The organism is Aquabacter sediminis (assembly GCF_028863665.1).
Taxonomy (GTDB): domain Bacteria; phylum Pseudomonadota; class Alphaproteobacteria; order Rhizobiales; family Xanthobacteraceae; genus L1I39.
In genome coordinates this window covers 76,495-93,824 of the sequence record NZ_JARBFX010000009.1, presented here as the reverse complement: position 1 = coordinate 93,824, position 17,330 = coordinate 76,495, and the positions used below count along the sequence as shown (strand labels likewise).

Here is a 17,330-nt window from a genome sequence, read left to right as displayed (position 1 = left end):
TAGCGCCCGACGAAAAGTGATATTCGCTTTATGGCGCCTCACTCCGTATGCATGCGTTCCCCTCTCCGGCCGCCATCGGCCACCTTCGCGCGAGGCGCACAGGACCACGGCACATGCAGACCATTGGCAGCGACAGGTTCCAGGACATTCGCGATGCAGTGCGCGCCTTGTGCGCGGGTTTTCCGGCCGAGTATCACCGGCGGGTGGACGAAGCGCGCGGCTATCCCGAGGAATTCGTCGATGCCTTGACCAAGGCCGGCTGGATGGCGGCCCTGATCCCGGAAGAATATGGCGGCTCGGGTCTGGGCCTCACCGAGGCCTCCGTCATCATGGAGGAGATCAACCGGGCGGGCGGCAATTCGGGCGCCTGCCACGGCCAGATGTACAACATGAATACGCTGGTGCGGCATGGCTCGGAGGAGCAGCGCCGACGCTACCTGCCCAAGATCGCCTCCGGCGAACTGCGCCTCCAGTCCATGGGCGTCACCGAGCCCACCACCGGGACGGACACCACCCGCATCAAGACCACGGCGGTGAAGAAGGGCGACCGCTACGTCATCAATGGTCAGAAGGTGTGGATCTCCCGCATCCAGCATTCCGACCTGATGATCCTGCTGGCCCGCACCACCCCCCTTGAGGACGTGAAGAAAAAGTCCGAGGGCATGTCGATCTTCATCGTCGACCTGCGGGACGCCATCGGCAAGGGCCTCACCGTCCGGCCCATCCTCAACATGGTCAATCACGAGACCAACGAGCTGTTCTTCGACAATCTGGAGATCCCGGCGGAGAACCTGATCGGTGAGGAGGGCCAGGGCTTCAAATATATCCTCACCGGGCTCAATGCGGAGCGGGTGCTGATTGCGGCGGAGTGCATCGGCGACGGCTATTGGTTCATCGACAAGGTGACGGCCTACACCAAGGAGCGCACCGTGTTCGGCCGACCCATCGGGCAGAACCAGGGCGTACAGTTTCCCATCGCCGAAGCCTTCATCGAGGTGGAGGCCGCCAACCTCATGCGGTTCGAGGCGTGCCGGCTGTTCGATGCCAACCTGCCCTGCGGCAGCCAGGCCAATATGTCGAAATACCTGGCGGCCAAGGCATCCTGGGAGGCGGCCAATGCCTGCCTCCAGTTCCATGGCGGCTTCGGCTTTGCCTGCGAATATGACGTGGAGCGCAAGTTCCGCGAGACCCGGCTCTATCAGGTGGCGCCCATTTCCACCAATTTGATCCTCAGCTATGTGGCCGAGCATGTGCTGGGCCTGCCGAGGTCCTTCTGATGAGCCCCCTCCCCGCCCCCCAGCCCGGCCTGGACTTCACCATCCCCCTCTTCGTTCCCGGACATCGACCGGACCGCTACGCCAAGGCAGCGGCAGCGGGGGCCGACGCGGTCATCCTCGACCTTGAGGATGCCGTGCCCCCAGATGCCAAGGAGATGGCGCGCGAGGCACTCACCCTCGCCTTCAGCACAGGCCCCATCCTGGTGCGCATCAACGCTGCGGGGACCTCGTGGCATGGGGACGACCTGGCAGCCGTCGCGCGCCTCAAGCCCGCCGCGCTCCTGCTGCCCAAGGCGGAACAGCTGGAGACATTGGACGCGGTTGCCGCCAGGCTCGGCCCCGAGATTCCCATCATCGCCCTGGTGGAAAGCGCGCTTGGCCTCGCCCATGCGCGCGCGCTCGCCGCCCATCCGGCCGTGGGTCGGCTGGCCTTCGGCTCGGTGGACTTCTGCGCGGACCTCGGCTGCGCCCATGTGCGCGAGGCCCTGCTGCCGGCGCGCATGGAACTGGTGCTCGCCTCCCGGCTTGCCGGCTGCCGCGCACCCATCGACGGTGTCACCACGTCCATCGAGGATGCGGCGGAAGCCCTGGGCGATGCCCGCTATGCCCGTGCGCTGGGCTTTTCCGGCAAGCTTGCCATCCACCCCAAGCAGATCTCCGCCATCCGTTCGGGCTTTGCGCCGGACGAGGTGGAAATCGCCTGGGCGAAGCGTGTCCTGGCCAGCGGCGAGGGGGCGGCGGCGGTGGATGGGGCCATGGTGGACGAGCCGGTGCGCATCCGCGCCCGCGCCATCCTGTCCCGCGCCGCCGAGGCCTGACGGCGCGCCTCAGCGCGCCCCGTCGGTGCGCTCCAGCACCAGTTCCAGGCAGATGAGAACGGGGTTTTGTCCCCGCGCCAGAGTGCCGGTGTGCACATCGCCGCGCGTGTCGATGAGCTCGATGCCGATCTGCGCCTTGGGCTGACCGGCCGCGTCGGGGGTGATGGTGCCGTCGACGATCAAGATCTCGGTGGGATGCTCGCAGATGCTGCGCCCATCCTCGAACTGCACACCGATGATGCTGCCGACCCCGCTGCGCACGTGCCCCTCGCTCACGCCATGCCGGCGGCACAGCGCCTCGACGGCGCCGACCAGATCCTCATTGGGCCGCACGCGGGCGATGATGCAATCGCCGTCCGGCTGATGCATGCCCTCGGCTGCGGTAGGGCCGAACAGGGTGAAATTGGTCTCGGTGTCCGGCAAGGCCACCATGGCCACTTCCCGGCAGCCATAGGCAATCACTTTTCCCGGCTCGGCAATGACCGCCTCGAAGGGCAGGAGATGGCCGCCCTTGCGTACGCCGCCCTCCTCCCAGATGGCATGGCAGTGCACGAAGGGCTTGCCGTCCCGATAACCGAACGTGGTGCGGGCCGCCTCGATGTGAGTGCCGGCGGGGGCCTCGAAGGTCTCGCTATAGAAGGCCACATGCTCCGCATCGGGCGAGAAGGAGGGGCGCACATAACGGAATGGGGCGAGGGCGACACCGGAGAGGTCCAGTCCGGCGGCGGTGATCCCGGCCGCCACCAGCGGCCGGGCAATGGCCTCGCAGAAGGTGAGGCCAGGTTCCAGCGTCAGGTCCAGCCGCTCCATGCGGCCGCCGAAGCTCGGCATCCGCTCCGCGGCGACGGGGCCGGGATGGACCATATGGCGGGAGGGCGATGTCATGGCGTTTCCCCGTGCTTCAAATCGGATTTTTTCGTCACCCGCGCGGGCGCCTGGCGGAGCGTTGGCGGCAAGAGGACCGCCATCCGGGCCTCCAGCGCCCGGGCTTCCTTCAGCAGGGCCGCGCCCAGCTCGTCTTGCCGCGCCTCATCCAGCCGCCCTTCGATGGCAGCGATGGAGAGCGCGGCGATCGGCGCGCCACTGCCATCCCGCACCACGGTTCCAATGCCCCAGGACCCCTGAAAGATGGCTCCCCGATTGACGGAGAAGCCCCGCTGACGGGCTTCCGCAATGCCATCGCGAAGGCCCTGCTCGCACAGATGCGGGTAGCGGGCAAAACAGGCCGCACCATGGGTGGCGATGATGAAATCCACCTCCTGGTCCGGAAGGGCGGCGAGGATGGCGAGGTTTCCAGCGCCGACCAGGAGGGGATGGCGATCCCCGGCAGAAAGGACATGAGAGCGGATCGGATAAGTCCCCTCCTGCCGGTGGACGCACACGCCGTACGTGCCGCTGCGCAAGGTGAGGAAGGCATTGTCTCCCGAGGCCTGGGCCAAGGCAACCAGCCCTTCCAACGCCATGCCGTGGATGCCGAACCGGTCCGCCGCCAGCGTGCCCAGCACATAGCAGGAGGGGCCGAGCAGATAGCGCCGGGTCTCGGCGTCCTGCTCCACGAGGCCGGTGCGCATCAAGGCAAGGAGCAAACGGCGGGCGGTGGGCTGCTTCAGGCCACTATCGGCCACCACGTCGCGCAGGCTCGCGCCATGTGAGCGGTAGCGCGCAAGCAGCATCAACAGCGAGGTTGCGCGCTCGACGCTCTGCGCGCCGGCGGCATCCTGCGCCCCCTCCGCATCCCCCTCGAGCGGCTGACTCATTCTACATGCTCCACAATATGGAGTGATACGTGGCAATCCGATTGGCAATCAATTCTTTTATTTTCATAGGTCCGAGGCAGCCTGCACCCGCTCTTGCCCGACATTGCCCGCACCAGCGCCCGGATGTTATGGACTTTTGATGAGAATAAGAGGCATGGGCCGCTCCCTCTGGCGGGCCTGTGCGAGGGAGGTCCAGCCGATGAGCCACACTGCCACGTCCCGCCAGCGTTTCGCCGGCCGTACTGTCATCGTGTTCGGTGCCGGATCATCGGGAGACGGCTGGAGCAACGGAAAGGCCGCCGCGGTGGCCTATGGGCGGGAAGGCGCTTCGGTGGTCTGCGTGGACCTGAATGCCGCCGCTGCCGAGGAGACGGCCAGCATCATCGCTGGCGAGGGAGGGGCCGCCGAGGCCATCGCAGCCGACGTGACGGACAGCGCCTCCGTCGCCCGGGCCGTGGCAGCCGCCATCACCCGCTTCGGCGCCATTGATGTGCTGCACAACAATGTGGGCGTCACCCATATGGGCGGGCCGGCGGAGTTGAGCGAAAAGGACTTCGAGGCCTCCGTCGCGCTCAATCTCGGCTCGGTCTACCGCACCTGCAAGGCGGTGCTGCCCGGCATGGCGGAACGGCGGAGCGGGGTGATCATCAACATCTCCTCCATCGCCTCCATCCGCTGGACCGGCTATCCCTATTTCGCCTATTGCGCCACCAAGGCAGCGGTGAACCAGGCGACCGTCGCCATCGCCATGCAATATGCCCGGCAAGGCATCCGGGCCAATTGCGTCGTGCCTGGCGCCGTGGACACGCCCCTCATCTACAAGCAGATCGCGGGCCAGTATGCCTCCACGGCCGAGATGGTGGAGAAGCGGGCGGCCATGATCCCCATGGGGTGGATGGGCAATGCCTGGGACATCGCCAACGCCGCCTTGTTCCTGGCTTCCGACGAGGCGCGCTTCATCACCGGCGTCTGCCTGCCGGTGGATGGCGGCCAGAGCTGCCAGATGGTGGCGCCCGCCTGACCCGCGCAAGCTCCTGCAGGGGAGCATATCGAGGTTGAACGCCCTGTCCGCCCTCGCGCATAATGCAACCTTAGCCTGCCGATTTCTGGGTGCGCGAGCCGTGCCGGATATGCACGCAGCGGGCTTCCATGATGACAGATCGCGCAGAGGACATGCCCTTTGTATGATTCGCGACCTCAGGATTCCCCAGCGTTAATAGACGCCATTTATGAGGCTTCTGTTCTTCCCGCTTACTGGCCAAAGGTGATTACGCAGCTCTGCACCCTGACAGGGTGCTGGGGTGGAGCTTTAATGACCATCGACAGCGCGAGAGAGATGCGCTGGGTCGCAACACCCGCATATGACCCCGTTTTGAAACTGGCCTCCGACCAGCGCATGCAGGAGCGCAACGTGCGCCCCGCCCGCTCCCTCGCCCGCATGCATGCCGGCTGGCTCTCGGACCTGGATGTCTTGACCCCCGAAGAGCATGCCAGCGACCCCATCTATAACGAGCTTCTGCGTCCCCATGGCATCGGCTGGAGCGCCGGCTCGGTTATCCTGCTGCCCACCGGGGAAATGCTCGTCTTCGACCTCAACCGCGGCCTCGACACCTCCCCTTTCGAACGCACCACGCTCGATCGGCTCGACGCTCTGCGCCCGCACATGGCGCGGGCCGCGTTGATCTCCGCCCAGCTGGGCCTCCAGCGGGAGCGGGAGCGGGTGAATACTCTTGCGGCCCTCGGCATTCCCGCCGCCTCGCTCGGCAGAGGGGGGCGTATCCTGGCGGCCAATGACCTGCTTCAGAAAAGGACGGACGTGTTCACCACCGGCGGCGGCGACCGCTTCGTCCTGCGCGATCCGGCGGCCAATGCCCTGCTGCATGCCGGGCTGGACGAGGTCTCGCGGCCTGCACCGTCTGGTGTCAGGTCGGTGCCCATCCGCGCGACGGAAGAGCGGCCCGCCTATATCGCCAATCTCGTTCCCATCCGCAGGGAGGCGCACGACCTCTTCCCCACCAGCACAGCGCTTGTCACGCTGACCCCGGTGGAAGCCCCCGATGTGCCCACGCGCCACCTGCTCCACGGCCTGTTCGACCTCACCCCCGCCGAGGCCAAGGTGGCCCAGGCCCTGATGGAAGGCCTGACCATTGAGGCCACTGCGGCACGGCTCGGGATCGCTGCGGCCACGATCCGCACGCACATGAAGCGCATCTTCTCAAAGACCGGCACCAGCCGTCAGGCCGAGCTGGTTCTCTTGCTCCTGGGAACGACCCCGCACCTCAACCCGAGTTGACCTCGCCGGTCTTCACTCCACCAGCGAGGGCTTGCGGGCCTCAACCGGAGCGGAGGCGGAAGCCGGCTGCGCGAATTCCACCTGCAGGATGTCGTTGAAGCGGTTGAAGGCGCCGCACAATGCCGTGCGCCAGGTCAGCTCCACGATCTGGCCCTCGTCAAAATGAGCCTTCAGGCGGTCGAAAATCTCGTCCCGGGTGCGGCTCCAATTGTTGGTGACCGCGATGGCATATTCCACCACCAGCTTGTCCACCGCATCGAGTTCGGGATGATCCTGGTAGTCCAGGAGGCGCTGCGCGCCTTCCGGTGAGATGCCCTGCACCGCGAGCTTCGGCGTGTGGTGGGAGACGCAATAGTCGCACTGGTTCAGCAGCGACACCGTCACGATGGCCAGTTCCAGGTAGCGCTTCGACAGCACGCCTTCGTCCGCGAGCGCGGTGAGCTGGCGCCAGGTGTGCTCGAAGATGGGCAGCCGGTGGGCCATCACGCCCGCCTGATCGGCGAAGTCGCCATAGGTCTCCATCTTGTCCCAGAGCGGGTGGAGTGCCTCGGGCAGGTCTGAGCGGCCCTTGAGGGTGATACGCGACATGGGTGCCTCCTCCGTCGGCATGCGTTGAAGCCATATGGCACCCTTGCGCCGTCCCGGCTAGAGGGCGTTTTCACAGCCAGATCAGGGCTTTTGGCCCGACTCCGTCGCAATGCCGAGCACATCGGCGAGGAGGCGATTGGGAAAGCGGCGCTTGGTCACGATGGCATAGAAGCGTTCCGACACCTCCGGGATGCGGCAATGCTCCACCAGGATGCCCGCCTGCAACTCGTCGCGCACCACAATGGGCGGCACCAGGGTCACGCCCTCCCGCTCCCGCGCCAGAAGGCGCAGCATGGCCATGTCGTCCACCTCGGCGAGAATGGTGGGCCGGATGCCGGCCAGTTCCACGACGCGGTCGAAGGCGACGCGAATCTCGCTGTCGAGGCTCGGCAGAAGAACAGGCTCCGTCTTCAGGTCATCCGGAAATCGGAAGGCGCGCCGCCTGCCGCGCGGGCGGCCCACCAGGCTCACGGGCTGTTCGTCCAGAAGGTGATTGCGGAACGGGGACCGCGCATCGCGGGGCGCGGCGCTGTTGGCCAGCACCACATCGAGGGCATGGGCCTCCAGCTGCGCCAGGAGGTCTCGGATGTTGCCGGACCGGACGATCAATTCCACGTCCGAGCGCCCCACCAGCGGACGCAGGAATTCCAGCTGGAAGTTGCGCGACAAGGTGGTCAGCGCTCCCACCCGCAGCACCGGGCGGCTCGCCACCGGCCGCCCGCGCAGCGTGCTCATCAGCTCGTCGCCGGCCTTGAACACTGTATCCGCGTAATCGAGGGCGATCTGCCCGGCCTCGGTGAGCACAAGCTTGCGGCCCACCCGCTCGAACAGGGCATGGCCCATCTGGTGCTCGAGCTTCTGGATCTGAACCGACAGCGCCGATTGCGACAGATGCATCTGCTCGGCCGCGCGCGTCAGGCTGCCGGCATGGGCCACGGCCCAGAAATAGCGGAGATGGTTGAAGTTAAGGTCGCGCATCCTTCTATAAAAACGAACAACAGAACAAAAACAATGAATTTTTATAGATGCATCGGTCCCCTTAGGAGTCATCGCCGACCAAACCTCGCATCGAAGGGGAAGCCATTGTGCCCGCCCAGTTCCTGCCCTTGCTCGCCCCCGCCCCGCTCATCCTGTGCGCGGCCTTCAGCTTCAGCAATGCCGCGCCCCGTCCCAAGCGCATCCCTGCTTTTGCAGAAGCGGCCGCGCTGGCTTCCTTCGCCGTCGCCCTCGCCTGCGGCGCCCTGCTGCTTCTGTCGGGTGCCGCAGAGAGCCCGCTTCTTGGCGTAGGGATCGGCGGCCTTAACTTCGGCCTTTCGGGGCGGCTCGATGTGGTCAGCCTGTCCATGCTGGTCCTGGTCACGTTCATCGGATGGGTGGTGATCCGCTATGCCCGGACCTACCTGGACGGCGAGGCGCGCCAGGGGCCGTTTACCGGCTGGCTGTGCCTCACCCTGGCGGCGGTGCTGCTGCTGGTGATGTCGGGCAACCTCGTCCAGCTGGTGTGCGCATGGATCGCCACAAGCCTGTTCCTGCATCGGTTGCTGCTGTTCTATCCCGGCCGCCCCGGCGCCCGGAGGGCGGCGCGCAAGAAATTCATCACCGCCCGGCTCGGCGACGCCGCCCTCGTCGGGGCGGCGATCCTGATGGCGACAGCCTATGGCAGCACGGATGTGGGCCACATCCTCGCCGAAGCGCGGCTGGGGGAAGGCGGAAACCTGGCGGTGGCGGCGGCGGCCCTGCTGGCAGTGGCCGCGCTGCTGAAATCCGCGCAATTCCCCACCCACGGCTGGCTGACCGAGGTGATGGAGGCCCCGACCCCCGTCTCCGCCCTGCTCCATGCGGGCGTCATCAATGCGGGCGGCTTCCTGCTCATCCGCTTTGCCGACGTCCTTCTCCTGGCGCCATGGGTGCTGGCGGGGCTGGTCATGATCGGCGGCTTCACGGCCCTCTTCGGCAGTCTGGTGATGCTGACCCAGCCGGCGGTGAAGACCTCGCTCGCTTGGTCCACGGTGGCTCAGATGGGCTTCATGATCCTGCAATGCGGCCTGGCCCTCTTTCCCCTGGCCCTGCTGCACATCCTCGCGCACTCGCTCTACAAGGCCCATTCCTTCCTCGCCTCCGGCGGTGCGGTCGAACGGGTGGCGGCGATCCGCCGGCCGGGGCCGGTCGCGGTGCCCGATGCGCGGGCGGTGGGACGGGCTTTCCTGGTGGGCCTCAGCATCTATGTGCTGTTGGGGCTCGGCTTCGGCCTCGTCCACAAGTCGCCCCAGGCCATTGCGCTGGGCGCCATCCTCATCTTCGGCGTCGCCTATATGCTGGCCCAAGGCTTTGCCGATGCCGCGCCCTGGGCGCTGACCCGGCGCACCGCCGCCTATGCGCTCGCCACCTCGGCCGCCTATTTCGCCCTGCAATGGGCGGCGGTGCACGTGACCTCCGGGCTGCTTCCCGCCGCCCCACCGCCGGGCGCGCTGGAATGGGGCCTGATGATCCTCGCGGTCACCAGCTTCGGGCTGGTGGCGGTGGTGCAGGCCATGTTCCCGCTCTGGGCCTACCACCCGGCCGCGGCCGGCCTGCGGGTCCACCTGTCCAATGGCTTCTACGCCAATGCCGTCTTCGACCGCCTGGTGGGCGGCTGGTCCACCCGCAGCGCGTCCTGATCCTCCCGGTGCCACAAGGAGACCTGAAATGTTCCATGCCTCGCTTCCCGCACCGGCCGACCTCGGGCCCATCGCCGAAGCCGCGGGCCGGGCCGCCGGAGCCATACCCCCCGCCTTCCCACTGAGCGCCACCGTGGCGGTCAATCCCTTCCTGGGGCAGGCTGGCGAGCCGTTGGCGCAAGCGGCGGCGCGCCTGTCCCGGGTGGCAGGCATCGCGCTCACCTTGCCGCGCAGCTGGTACGCCCGGAAGATCGCGGAAGGGTCCATCACGGATGCCGACCTGCTCTCGGCCCTGGCCGCCGCTTCGGCAAAGGACCGGCCGCTGGACCTCGATGCCCTGAAGCAGGCGGTGCATCGGGACGCGCCGCCCCCTCCGTCCCTTCCCACACTCGCAGATCTCGCGGCGCAGGTCTCCGGGCAGGACTGGCCGGGCCTGATCCGCGACCGGTTCGGCGCCTGGGCCGGCGCCTATTTCGATGAGGGACAAGCCATCTGGACCGGCCCGCGCGGCACGGGCGCCTATGCCGCCTGGCGGGCGGTGGCCATGCACGACCTCACCCCTGAAATCGCGGGCCTTTCCGGCTTTGCCCTTCACGTCTCCCGGTCCCCCGAGAATGCCACCGCCGCCATCGCGCGGGTGGTGAACCGGCTCGGCCTGAGCGGGGCCGCCGTGGAGACCTATTTCCACCAGATGCTCCTGACCCTCGGCGGCTGGGCACAGCACGCGCGCTATCTGTCGTGGCAGGCGGAGCGGGAGGGAAAGAGCGACGCCACCCTCACGGAGCTCCTGGCCATCCGGCTCGTCTTCGAGGAGGCGCTGTTCGTGCGTTATGGCGCGCAGATCGGCGCCCCGTGGGCACAGGTGCGCGACGCGCATGCGGCTCCGCTCGTCCCTTCAGCCGACCAGGTGGTGGATGCCATCCTTCAGGACGCGGCCGAGCGGGCGGCCCAGAGGATGCTGGGGCAGACTCTGGCACAGCCGGAGCCCCTCCGCTCGCCGGGACGGCCCCTGCTGCAGGCGGCGTTCTGCATTGACGTGCGCTCGGAAGTGTTCCGGCGGGCCCTTGAGAGCCTCCATCCCGGCATTGCGACCCTGGGCTTTGCGGGCTTCTTCGGCCTGCGGACCGGACACCGTCGGTTTGGCTCCGACGTCGCCGAATGGCGGCTGCCCGCATTGCTGGCGCCCGCCATCTGGTCCTGCACCGGCGACGAGGGAACGGCGGCGGAGCAGACCAGCCGGGTGAAGGCGCGGGCCAAGCGCGCCTGGGGCCGCTTCAAGCTTGCCGCCGTTTCCTCCTTCGCCTTCGTGGAAGCGACCGGGCCACTTTATGCGGGCAAGCTCGCCAAGGACGCACTGGGGCTGACGTCGAAGGCTGACGCACAGGATCCCGCCCCCCGCCTGTCCCCTGGCCTCGACCTGCCAAGCCGGATCAAGGCGGCGGAGACGGTGCTCAAGGCCATGTCGCTGACCACCGGCTTCGCTCCGCTCGTCCTGCTGGCGGGCCACGGCGCGCGCGTGACAAACAATCCCCATGCCAGCGCCCTGCAGTGCGGGGCGTGCGGCGGCTATTCGGGCGATGTGAACGCACGCTTGCTGGCAAGCCTTCTGAACGACCCGCAGGTGCGGGCGGGCCTCGCGCCGGCCATCCTCATCCCGCAGGACACGTTGTTCGTGGCCGCGCTCCACGACACCACCACGGACGCCATGACGCTGTATGCGCAGGACACGCCCTCAAGCGCCCATGCGCAGCTTCTGGAACAGGCGCAGGCGTGGCTGGCGGCGGCGGGCCGGCTGGCACGGACCGAGCGCGCCCTTCGCCTGCCCCACGCCAAGGGCGAGAGCGACGTGGAGAAGCGCAGCCGCGACTGGGCGGAAACCCGGCCCGAATGGGGCCTTGCCGGCTGCAAGGCTTTCATCGCCGCCCCGCGCAGCCGCACCGCGGGAAAGGATCTCAAGGGGCGCGCCTTCCTGCATGACTATGACTGGCGGGCCGACACGGGCTTTAGCACGCTGGAACTGATCCTCACCGCCCCCGTTGTGGTCGCAAGTTGGATTTCGCTTCAATATTACGGGTCCACCGTGGCGCCACAGCTGTTTGGAGGTGGCAACAAGCTTCTGCACAACGTCACGGGGGGCATGGGCGTGGTCGAGGGGAATGGCGGCCTCTTGCGGACCGGCTTGCCCTGGCAGTCGGTGCATGACGGCACCGACTATGTGCACGAGCCGCTGCGCCTGTGCGTCTGCATTGAGGCGCCCCGTGAGGCCATCTGTGATGTCCTCGCGCGGCACCCCGGCGTGCGGGACCTGTTCGAGAATGGCTGGCTCACCCTCTTTGCGCTCGACGCGCAGGGAAGGATGGCGTGGCGCTATGCGGGAGGACTGGAATGGTCCGACCTTCGGACGTGACGGCGCGAAGGGCGAAGCTGCGTTGAGGACCGCTGGCGGCAGGCGACCAACGCCTGCTGCATTGCGGCATGGGTTTGACTCAGGTCATGGCCCACCCGGACCCGGGCCCTTAGCTAGTTGGCGCGAAGCGGGAGATCCTCATGCCCTTGGCGCAGACCACCACGCCGGCCGAACCGCCCCGTCACACCAAATATGAGCGTCTGATCGCGGAATCCCGTGCCTTGCCGCGCCTCTCCGTGGCCGTGGCACATCCGTGCGACGACGCCTCGCTGGGCGCAGCGCTTGATGCCCGCGATCTCGGGCTGATCACCCCCATCCTGGTGGGTCCGACCGCGAAGATCGTGGCAGCCGCCACCACCCTGGGGGCCGACCTCAGCGGCCTGCGCATTGTCGATGCCGCCCATAGCGACGATGCTGCGGCCAAGGCGGTGGCCCTGGTGCGCGCGGGAGAGGCCGAGGCCCTGATGAAGGGCTCTCTCCATACCGACGAGTTGATGGCCGCCGTGGTGGCCCGAGACACCGGCCTGCGCACCAAGCGGCGCATCAGCCACTGCTTCCTGATGGACGTGCCCTCCCATCCAGAGCCCCTCATCATCACCGATGCGGCGGTCAATATCGCCCCCGACCTGACGCAGAAGCGCGACATCGTCCAGAACGCCATCGACCTTGCAAACGCCCTGAAGTTCCAGGAGGCGCGCGTGGCGATCCTGTCCGCCATGGAGACGGTCAATCCCGAGGTGCCGTCGACCATAGAGGCGGCCGCGTTGTGCAAGATGGCCGATCGCGGCCAGATCACCGGCGGCATCGTCGACGGGCCGCTTGCCCTCGACAATGCGGTGGACCTGGGCTCGGCGCAGATCAAGCATATCCGCTCGCCCGTGGCGGGGCGTGCCAATGTCTTGGTGGTGCCGGATCTGGAAGCCGGCAACATGCTGGCCAAAAGCCTGACCTTCCTGGCCTCGGCGGATGCGGCGGGCATCGTGCTTGGCGCGCGGGTGCCGATCATTCTCACAAGCCGGGCGGACTCGCGCACCACGCGGCTCGCCTCCTGCGCGGTGGCCTCCCTGCTGGCCCAGGCGCAGCGCGTGGCCCTCGCGACGATCGTGAAGGTCTGACCCATGGCGCGCGTTCAACTGGTCATCAATGCCGGCTCCTCCAGCCTCAAGTTCCAGGTCTTCCTGGATGACGGCGCGGACGTGCCCAACCGCCTTTATCGGGGCCTGTTCGAGGGGCTGGGAACCGAGCCGCACTTCAAGGTGAAAGACCATGACGGTGTGGTGGTCGGCGAAGAACGCTGGCCCGGCGCCAGCACCTTCGGCTTCGAGGATGCGCTCGCCCATCTCTCCGATTGGCTGACCGCCCATCGCGGCGGACATCAATTGACGGCGGTGGGCCATCGGGTGGTGCATGGCGGACCGCATTTCACCAGCGCCGTGCGCCTCACACCGGCCGTCATCGCCGAACTGGACACGCTCTCGCCTCTGGCCCCCTTGCATCAGCCGCGCAGCCTGGAGCCGGTGCGCATCATCGCCCGCCGGGTGCCGGGGTTGCCGCAGGTGGCGGCGTTCGACACCTCGTTCCACCATACGCAGCCGGAGATCGCCCGGCTGTTCGCCATCCCCAAGGCGCTCACCGAAAAAGGCGTGCAGCGCTATGGCTTCCATGGCCTGTCCTACGCCTATCTTGCCACCCAGTTTCCGCACATCGACACGGCGCGCCTGGCCAAGGGTCGCGTTGTGGCCGCCCATCTGGGCAATGGGGCGAGCCTATGCGCCTATGAGGCCAGCCGCTCCGTGGCCACCACCATGGGATTTTCGGCGCTCGACGGCCTGGTGATGGGCACGCGCTGCGGCACCATCGATGCGGGCGTCGTGTTCTACATCCAGCGGGAGTTGGGGCTCAGCGCCGACGAGGCGGAGCATTTCCTCTACACCAAGTGCGGGTTGCTCGGCGTCTCCGGCATTTCCAACGACATGCGCGAGCTGCGCGAGAAGGCCAACGCCGAGCCGGACGCCCGGCGCGCCATCGATCTCTTTGTCTATCGCATCAACCGCGAACTGGGCTCGCTGATGGCCGGGCTCGGCGGGCTGGACGCGCTCGTCTTCACCGCAGGCATCGGCGAGAACGACGCGGCGACCCGCGCCGAGGTGGTGAACGCTGCCCGCTGGGCCGGCTTCGAGCTGGACCCGGAGGCCAATGCCTCTGGCGCCACCCGCATCACGCGCGGGGACGGGCCGCAAGCCTATGTGATCCCCACCGACGAGGAATGGACCATCGTCCGCGAAATGCGTGCGCTGCTGGCCTCCTGAGGCTTGAGCGTATGCCCGTCTTCTCCCGCCGAAGGGCCGATGCAATGCTTGAGACGCCGCCTGACCGCCTGACTGAAGAGGCCGCGCTTGGTGCCGCGCTGAAGGGCAAGCGCGCCCTCGTGCTCGGCATCGCCAACGCGCATTCCATCGCCTATGGCTGTGCCCGCATCTTCCGCCGGCTGGGGGCGGAGCTGGCCATCACCTATCTGAACGAAAAGGCGCTTCCCTTTGTTGAGCCCCTGGCGCGGGAATTGGATGCCGCAATCCTTGCCCCCTGCGACGTGACGCAGCCCGGCCAGCTGGAAGGGGTATTCGAACAGGTGCGCACCACATGGGGCGGGCTCGACATCGCCCTTCATTCCATTGCCTACGCGCCGAAAGAAGATTTGCAGGGGCGGCTGGTGGATTCCTCGGCCGACGGGTTCAAGCTGGCCATGGACGTCTCCTGCCACTCCTTCATCCGCATGGCCCGCCTTTCGGAGCCGCTGATGCCGGCGGGCGGCACCCTCATCGCCATGAGCTATCACGGCGCGGACAAGGTGGTGCCGAACTATAATCTGATGGGGCCGGTGAAGGCGGCGCTGGAAAGCGCGGTGCGTTATCTCGCCTATGAATTGGGGCATCGCGACATCCGCGTGCATGCGGTCTCGCCGGGGCCGCTGAAGACCCGCGCCGCCTCTGGCCTGAAGGACTTCGACCACCTGCTCAACTCCGCCATCCAGCGGGCGCCCATCGGCGAGTTGGTGGACATTGACGATGTGGGCCTGACCACCGCCTTCCTCGCCACACCCTTCGCCCGCCGTCTCACGGGCACCACCTTCTATGTGGATGGCGGCCTCAGCATCATGGCCTGAGCCGCAGGCGCCAGGGCCGGCTGCGCCATTTGCGCGGCCTTGATCCGGCGCAAGGACACGGCACGGCGAGAAGATGAGCGTGGCGGTGGAGCAAAACCCAGAAACGGGGCCACCATGAGCACCACCACTGCCGCCGACCAGCCTCACGCCCATCTCGGCGACGAGACCTTCATGTCCGCGGGCGACCTGCGGGCCTATATGCAGGAGCTGGAATCCGCCAAGCTGAATTCCGAGCTGGCAGCCATGGACCGCGCGGACCGCGCCCGCGCCGAGCTGACCAAGACCCTGTCCGAGCCTTTGGCCGTGACGCCCGAGCTGCTCGGGCAGATCGCAGAGGACCTGCAGACGAAGCTGCGGATCGCCGCCCAGCGGGGCGACACCGAGCTGATGGTCATGCGCTTTCCCAACACCCTGTGCACCGACAAGGGCCGCGCCATCAACAATGCGGAAGAAGGCTGGCCCGAGACGCTCATCGGCCGCCCTCATCAGGCCTATGAATTGTGGCGCGACTACCTGAAGCCCGCCAACTACAAGCTCAAGGCCATGATCATCGACTGGCCGGGCGGCATGCCGGGGGACGTGGGCATGTTCCTCAGCTGGGCCTGACCCTCGCCCCACACGAAAGGGAGCCAATCAACGGACGGGAGAGCCGGATGGACACGCCAGAACCCCTGAAGCGCAAGGAATATGAGGCCCACCTCAAGCTGCTCCACGGCGAGTTGGTGAAGCTGCAATTGTGGGCGCGGCATGCCGGGCTGAAGGTGTGCATCGTCTTCGAGGGGCGCGATGGCGCCGGCAAGGGCGGCGTCATCAAGGCCATCATGGAGCGGGTCAACCCGCGCATCTTCCGCGTCATCGCCCTGCCCCCGCCGACCGAGCGGGAGAAGTCGCAGATGCTGATCCAGCGCTATCTCCCGCATCTGCCGGCAGCGGGCGAGATCGTGATCTTCGACCGCTCCTGGTACAATCGCGCCGGCGTGGAGCGGGTGATGGGCTTCTGCTCGAAGGAGCAGGCGGAAGACTTCCTCGTGACCGTTCCCTATGTGGAACAGGCCATCGTGGATTCCGGCGTGATCCTCCTGAAATACTGGCTGGAGGTCTCGCCGGAAGAACAGACCCGGCGCATGGAGCAGCGCATCGACGATCCCCGCAAGATCTGGAAGCTCTCGCCCATGGACCTGGAATCCTATGCGCGCTGGTACGACTATTCCCGCGCCCGGGACGCCATGTTCGCCGCCACCGATACCGAATGGGCGCCCTGGCACGTGGCCCGTTCGGACGACAAGAAGCGGGTGCGGCTGAACATCATCTCGCATCTTCTCTCGAAGATCCCCTATGGCGAGGCGCCGCGCGAGAAGATCGAGCTGCCCGAGCGCCAGAAATCCAACGGCTATGTGGAGGCGGACTATGCCCGCAACCTGGTGCCGCAGCGCTTCTGAACGGGCCCGTCAGATCCGCTTTTCAAAGAACGTGTCAGGATAGGGATCGTCGTTGAAGCGCGGGATTTCCTGCCAGCCGGTGGAGCGATAGAGCTTCTGCGCCTCCGGCAGCGCGCTGTTGGTATCGAGCCGCAGCACCTGGATGGACAGGTCCCGCGCCACCGCCTCTGCGCCCGCCATGAGCCGGTGGGCGAGCCCCAGCCCGCGCGCGGCGGGAGCGACCCACAGCCGCTTGATCTCGGCGACCTCGCCCCCATGGCCCTTGAGGCCTACGCAGCCGGTGGGCAACTGGTCGGACAAGGCCACCAGGAACACGCCGCGCGGGCGGATCATGTCCTCGGCCTGGGGATCGCAGGACAAGGCCACGTCGAAGCCGGTGCGGAAGCGGCGTCCCAGTTCGGCATAGTATTCGGTGAGGCAATAGACCGCCGGGGCGCTCCGAGGGTCCATTTCTTCCAGGACGATCTGCGCCCGCCCGAGGGCGGTTGCCACCAGGTCCATGGCACGCAGCAGTTCCTCCGGCCGCGCATGCCGCCCGAGAAAGCCCTCCGCCTGGGCATTGGACAAACGCTCATAGGCCTCGAACTCCGCCTGCCCCGCGGGGGTGAGCCGGGCGACGCGGCGACGGGCATCCTGGGGGTGTGGGGTGGTCTCGATGAGGCCCTCCTCCTCCAACGACCGCAGAAGACGGCTCATAAGGCCGGAATCCAGATCAAGCGCGGAGCGGATGGCCAGCACGTCCGACTGCCCCTGCCCGATCGCGTTGAGCACGCGCGCCGCGCCGAGGGGCCGACCGCGCCCCAGAAAGGAGGTGTCGAGGGCACCGACCTGAGCGGTCACGATGCGGTTGAAGCGGCGGATGCGGGAAACGGGATCCAAAGACATCATCTGACTTTAGTCAGATAGTTTTCGGCGTCAATGGGCACATGAG

At 67.1% G+C, this 17,330-nt stretch carries 16 protein-coding genes; 11 read left to right on the top strand and 5 right to left on the bottom strand.

Translation table 11 applies throughout. From position 1 onward, the window contains the following. Positions 1-113 precede the first annotated feature (113 nt). Positions 114-1,277, top strand: coding sequence for an acyl-CoA dehydrogenase family protein (locus PV781_RS18030; RefSeq protein ID WP_274777028.1), 1,164 nt, complete (start codon positions 114-116; stop codon positions 1,275-1,277). After that, complete coding sequence (locus PV781_RS18025) at positions 1,277-2,095, top strand: HpcH/HpaI aldolase/citrate lyase family protein (RefSeq protein ID WP_274777027.1); 819 nt, start codon at positions 1,277-1,279, stop codon at positions 2,093-2,095. Before PV781_RS18030 ends, PV781_RS18025 begins: the two co-directional genes overlap by 1 nt. A 9-nt stretch (positions 2,096-2,104) precedes the next feature. Here the strand turns inward: PV781_RS18025 and PV781_RS18020 are convergent, their stop codons facing one another. Beyond that, positions 2,105-2,980, bottom strand: a complete 876-nt coding sequence (locus tag PV781_RS18020) for a PCC domain-containing protein (RefSeq protein ID WP_274777026.1) — start codon at positions 2,978-2,980, stop codon at positions 2,105-2,107. Continuing rightward, the gene (locus PV781_RS18015) at positions 2,977-3,852 is read right to left on the bottom strand and encodes an IclR family transcriptional regulator (protein WP_274777025.1); all 876 of its coding nucleotides are present in this window, start codon (positions 3,850-3,852) and stop codon (positions 2,977-2,979) included. The genes PV781_RS18020 and PV781_RS18015 overlap by 4 nt, the downstream gene beginning before the upstream one ends. A 199-nt stretch (positions 3,853-4,051) precedes the next feature. On the opposite strand from PV781_RS18015, the gene PV781_RS18010 reads away from it, so the two are divergent. Both PV781_RS18010 and PV781_RS18005 read left to right on the top strand, forming a co-directional pair. Then, entirely contained in the window at positions 4,052-4,873 is an 822-nt protein-coding gene (locus tag PV781_RS18010) for an SDR family NAD(P)-dependent oxidoreductase (protein WP_274777024.1), read from the top strand. A 291-nt stretch (positions 4,874-5,164) separates the two neighbouring features. Beyond that, positions 5,165-6,145, top strand: coding sequence for a helix-turn-helix transcriptional regulator (locus PV781_RS18005; RefSeq protein ID WP_274777023.1), 981 nt, complete (start codon positions 5,165-5,167; stop codon positions 6,143-6,145). A gap of 12 nt (positions 6,146-6,157) precedes the next feature. Here the strand turns inward: PV781_RS18005 and PV781_RS18000 are convergent, their stop codons facing one another. Next, on the bottom strand, positions 6,158-6,733 hold the full coding sequence (locus tag PV781_RS18000; protein WP_274777022.1) for a carboxymuconolactone decarboxylase family protein: 576 nt from the start codon (positions 6,731-6,733) through the stop codon (positions 6,158-6,160). An 81-nt stretch (positions 6,734-6,814) separates the two neighbouring features. Beyond that, positions 6,815-7,711 carry a LysR family transcriptional regulator gene (locus PV781_RS17995; protein ID WP_274777021.1) on the bottom strand — a complete coding sequence of 299 codons (897 nt, stop codon included), beginning with the start codon at positions 7,709-7,711 and terminating at the stop codon, positions 6,815-6,817. A 107-nt stretch (positions 7,712-7,818) separates the two neighbouring features. Between PV781_RS17995 and PV781_RS17990 the strand changes: the two genes are divergently transcribed. The 7 genes from PV781_RS17990 to ppk2 all read left to right on the top strand — a co-directional run bounded on the left by PV781_RS17990 (position 7,819) and on the right by ppk2 (position 16,399). After that, the gene (locus tag PV781_RS17990; protein ID WP_274777020.1) at positions 7,819-9,390 is read left to right on the top strand and encodes a proton-conducting transporter transmembrane domain-containing protein; all 1,572 of its coding nucleotides are present in this window, start codon (positions 7,819-7,821) and stop codon (positions 9,388-9,390) included. 28 nt (positions 9,391-9,418) lie between these two features. Next, positions 9,419-11,797 carry a YbcC family protein gene (locus tag PV781_RS17985; protein WP_274777019.1) on the top strand — a complete coding sequence of 793 codons (2,379 nt, stop codon included), beginning with the start codon at positions 9,419-9,421 and terminating at the stop codon, positions 11,795-11,797. Positions 11,798-11,937: 140 nt separating this feature from the next. Beyond that, on the top strand, positions 11,938-12,912 hold the full coding sequence (locus PV781_RS17980) for a phosphate acetyltransferase (RefSeq protein WP_274777018.1): 975 nt from the start codon (positions 11,938-11,940) through the stop codon (positions 12,910-12,912). Between the two features lie 3 nt (positions 12,913-12,915). Beyond that, complete coding sequence (locus PV781_RS17975; protein ID WP_274777017.1) at positions 12,916-14,106, top strand: acetate/propionate family kinase; 1,191 nt, start codon at positions 12,916-12,918, stop codon at positions 14,104-14,106. A gap of 44 nt (positions 14,107-14,150) precedes the next feature. Beyond that, positions 14,151-14,960, top strand: a complete 810-nt coding sequence (fabI, locus tag PV781_RS17970; protein ID WP_274777016.1) for an enoyl-ACP reductase FabI — start codon at positions 14,151-14,153, stop codon at positions 14,958-14,960. Positions 14,961-15,074: 114 nt separating this feature from the next. Continuing rightward, complete coding sequence (locus PV781_RS17965; RefSeq protein ID WP_274777015.1) at positions 15,075-15,566, top strand: hypothetical protein; 492 nt, start codon at positions 15,075-15,077, stop codon at positions 15,564-15,566. 47 nt (positions 15,567-15,613) lie between these two features. Further along, positions 15,614-16,399 carry a polyphosphate kinase 2 gene (gene ppk2, locus PV781_RS17960; RefSeq protein ID WP_274777014.1) on the top strand — a complete coding sequence of 262 codons (786 nt, stop codon included), beginning with the start codon at positions 15,614-15,616 and terminating at the stop codon, positions 16,397-16,399. Positions 16,400-16,408: 9 nt separating this feature from the next. Here ppk2 and PV781_RS17955 read toward each other — a convergent pair whose 3' ends face one another. After that, on the bottom strand, positions 16,409-17,284 hold the full coding sequence (locus PV781_RS17955; RefSeq protein WP_274777157.1) for a bifunctional helix-turn-helix transcriptional regulator/GNAT family N-acetyltransferase: 876 nt from the start codon (positions 17,282-17,284) through the stop codon (positions 16,409-16,411). Positions 17,285-17,330: the final 46 nt, after the last annotated feature.

Bases quoted from the DNA above. Each gene is read 5' to 3' on its own strand.
- PV781_RS18030 (WP_274777028.1), top strand. From the start codon at position 114: ATGCAGACCATTGGCAGCGACAGGTTCCAGGACATTCGCGATGCAGTG.
- PV781_RS18025 (WP_274777027.1), top strand. From the start codon at position 1,277: ATGAGCCCCCTCCCCGCCCCCCAGCCCGGCCTGGACTTCACCATCCCC.
- PV781_RS18020 (WP_274777026.1), bottom strand. From the start codon at position 2,980: ATGACATCGCCCTCCCGCCATATGGTCCATCCCGGCCCCGTCGCCGCG.
- PV781_RS18015 (WP_274777025.1), bottom strand. From the start codon at position 3,852: ATGAGTCAGCCGCTCGAGGGGGATGCGGAGGGGGCGCAGGATGCCGCC.
- PV781_RS18010 (WP_274777024.1), top strand. From the start codon at position 4,052: ATGAGCCACACTGCCACGTCCCGCCAGCGTTTCGCCGGCCGTACTGTC.
- PV781_RS18005 (WP_274777023.1), top strand. From the start codon at position 5,165: ATGACCATCGACAGCGCGAGAGAGATGCGCTGGGTCGCAACACCCGCA.
- PV781_RS18000 (WP_274777022.1), bottom strand. From the start codon at position 6,733: ATGTCGCGTATCACCCTCAAGGGCCGCTCAGACCTGCCCGAGGCACTC.
- PV781_RS17995 (WP_274777021.1), bottom strand. From the start codon at position 7,711: ATGCGCGACCTTAACTTCAACCATCTCCGCTATTTCTGGGCCGTGGCC.
- PV781_RS17985 (WP_274777019.1), top strand. From the start codon at position 9,419: ATGTTCCATGCCTCGCTTCCCGCACCGGCCGACCTCGGGCCCATCGCC.
- PV781_RS17980 (WP_274777018.1), top strand. From the start codon at position 11,938: ATGCCCTTGGCGCAGACCACCACGCCGGCCGAACCGCCCCGTCACACC.
- PV781_RS17975 (WP_274777017.1), top strand. From the start codon at position 12,916: ATGGCGCGCGTTCAACTGGTCATCAATGCCGGCTCCTCCAGCCTCAAG.
- fabI (WP_274777016.1), top strand. From the start codon at position 14,151: ATGCTTGAGACGCCGCCTGACCGCCTGACTGAAGAGGCCGCGCTTGGT.
- PV781_RS17965 (WP_274777015.1), top strand. From the start codon at position 15,075: ATGAGCACCACCACTGCCGCCGACCAGCCTCACGCCCATCTCGGCGAC.
- ppk2 (WP_274777014.1), top strand. From the start codon at position 15,614: ATGGACACGCCAGAACCCCTGAAGCGCAAGGAATATGAGGCCCACCTC.
- PV781_RS17955 (WP_274777157.1), bottom strand. From the start codon at position 17,284: ATGTCTTTGGATCCCGTTTCCCGCATCCGCCGCTTCAACCGCATCGTG.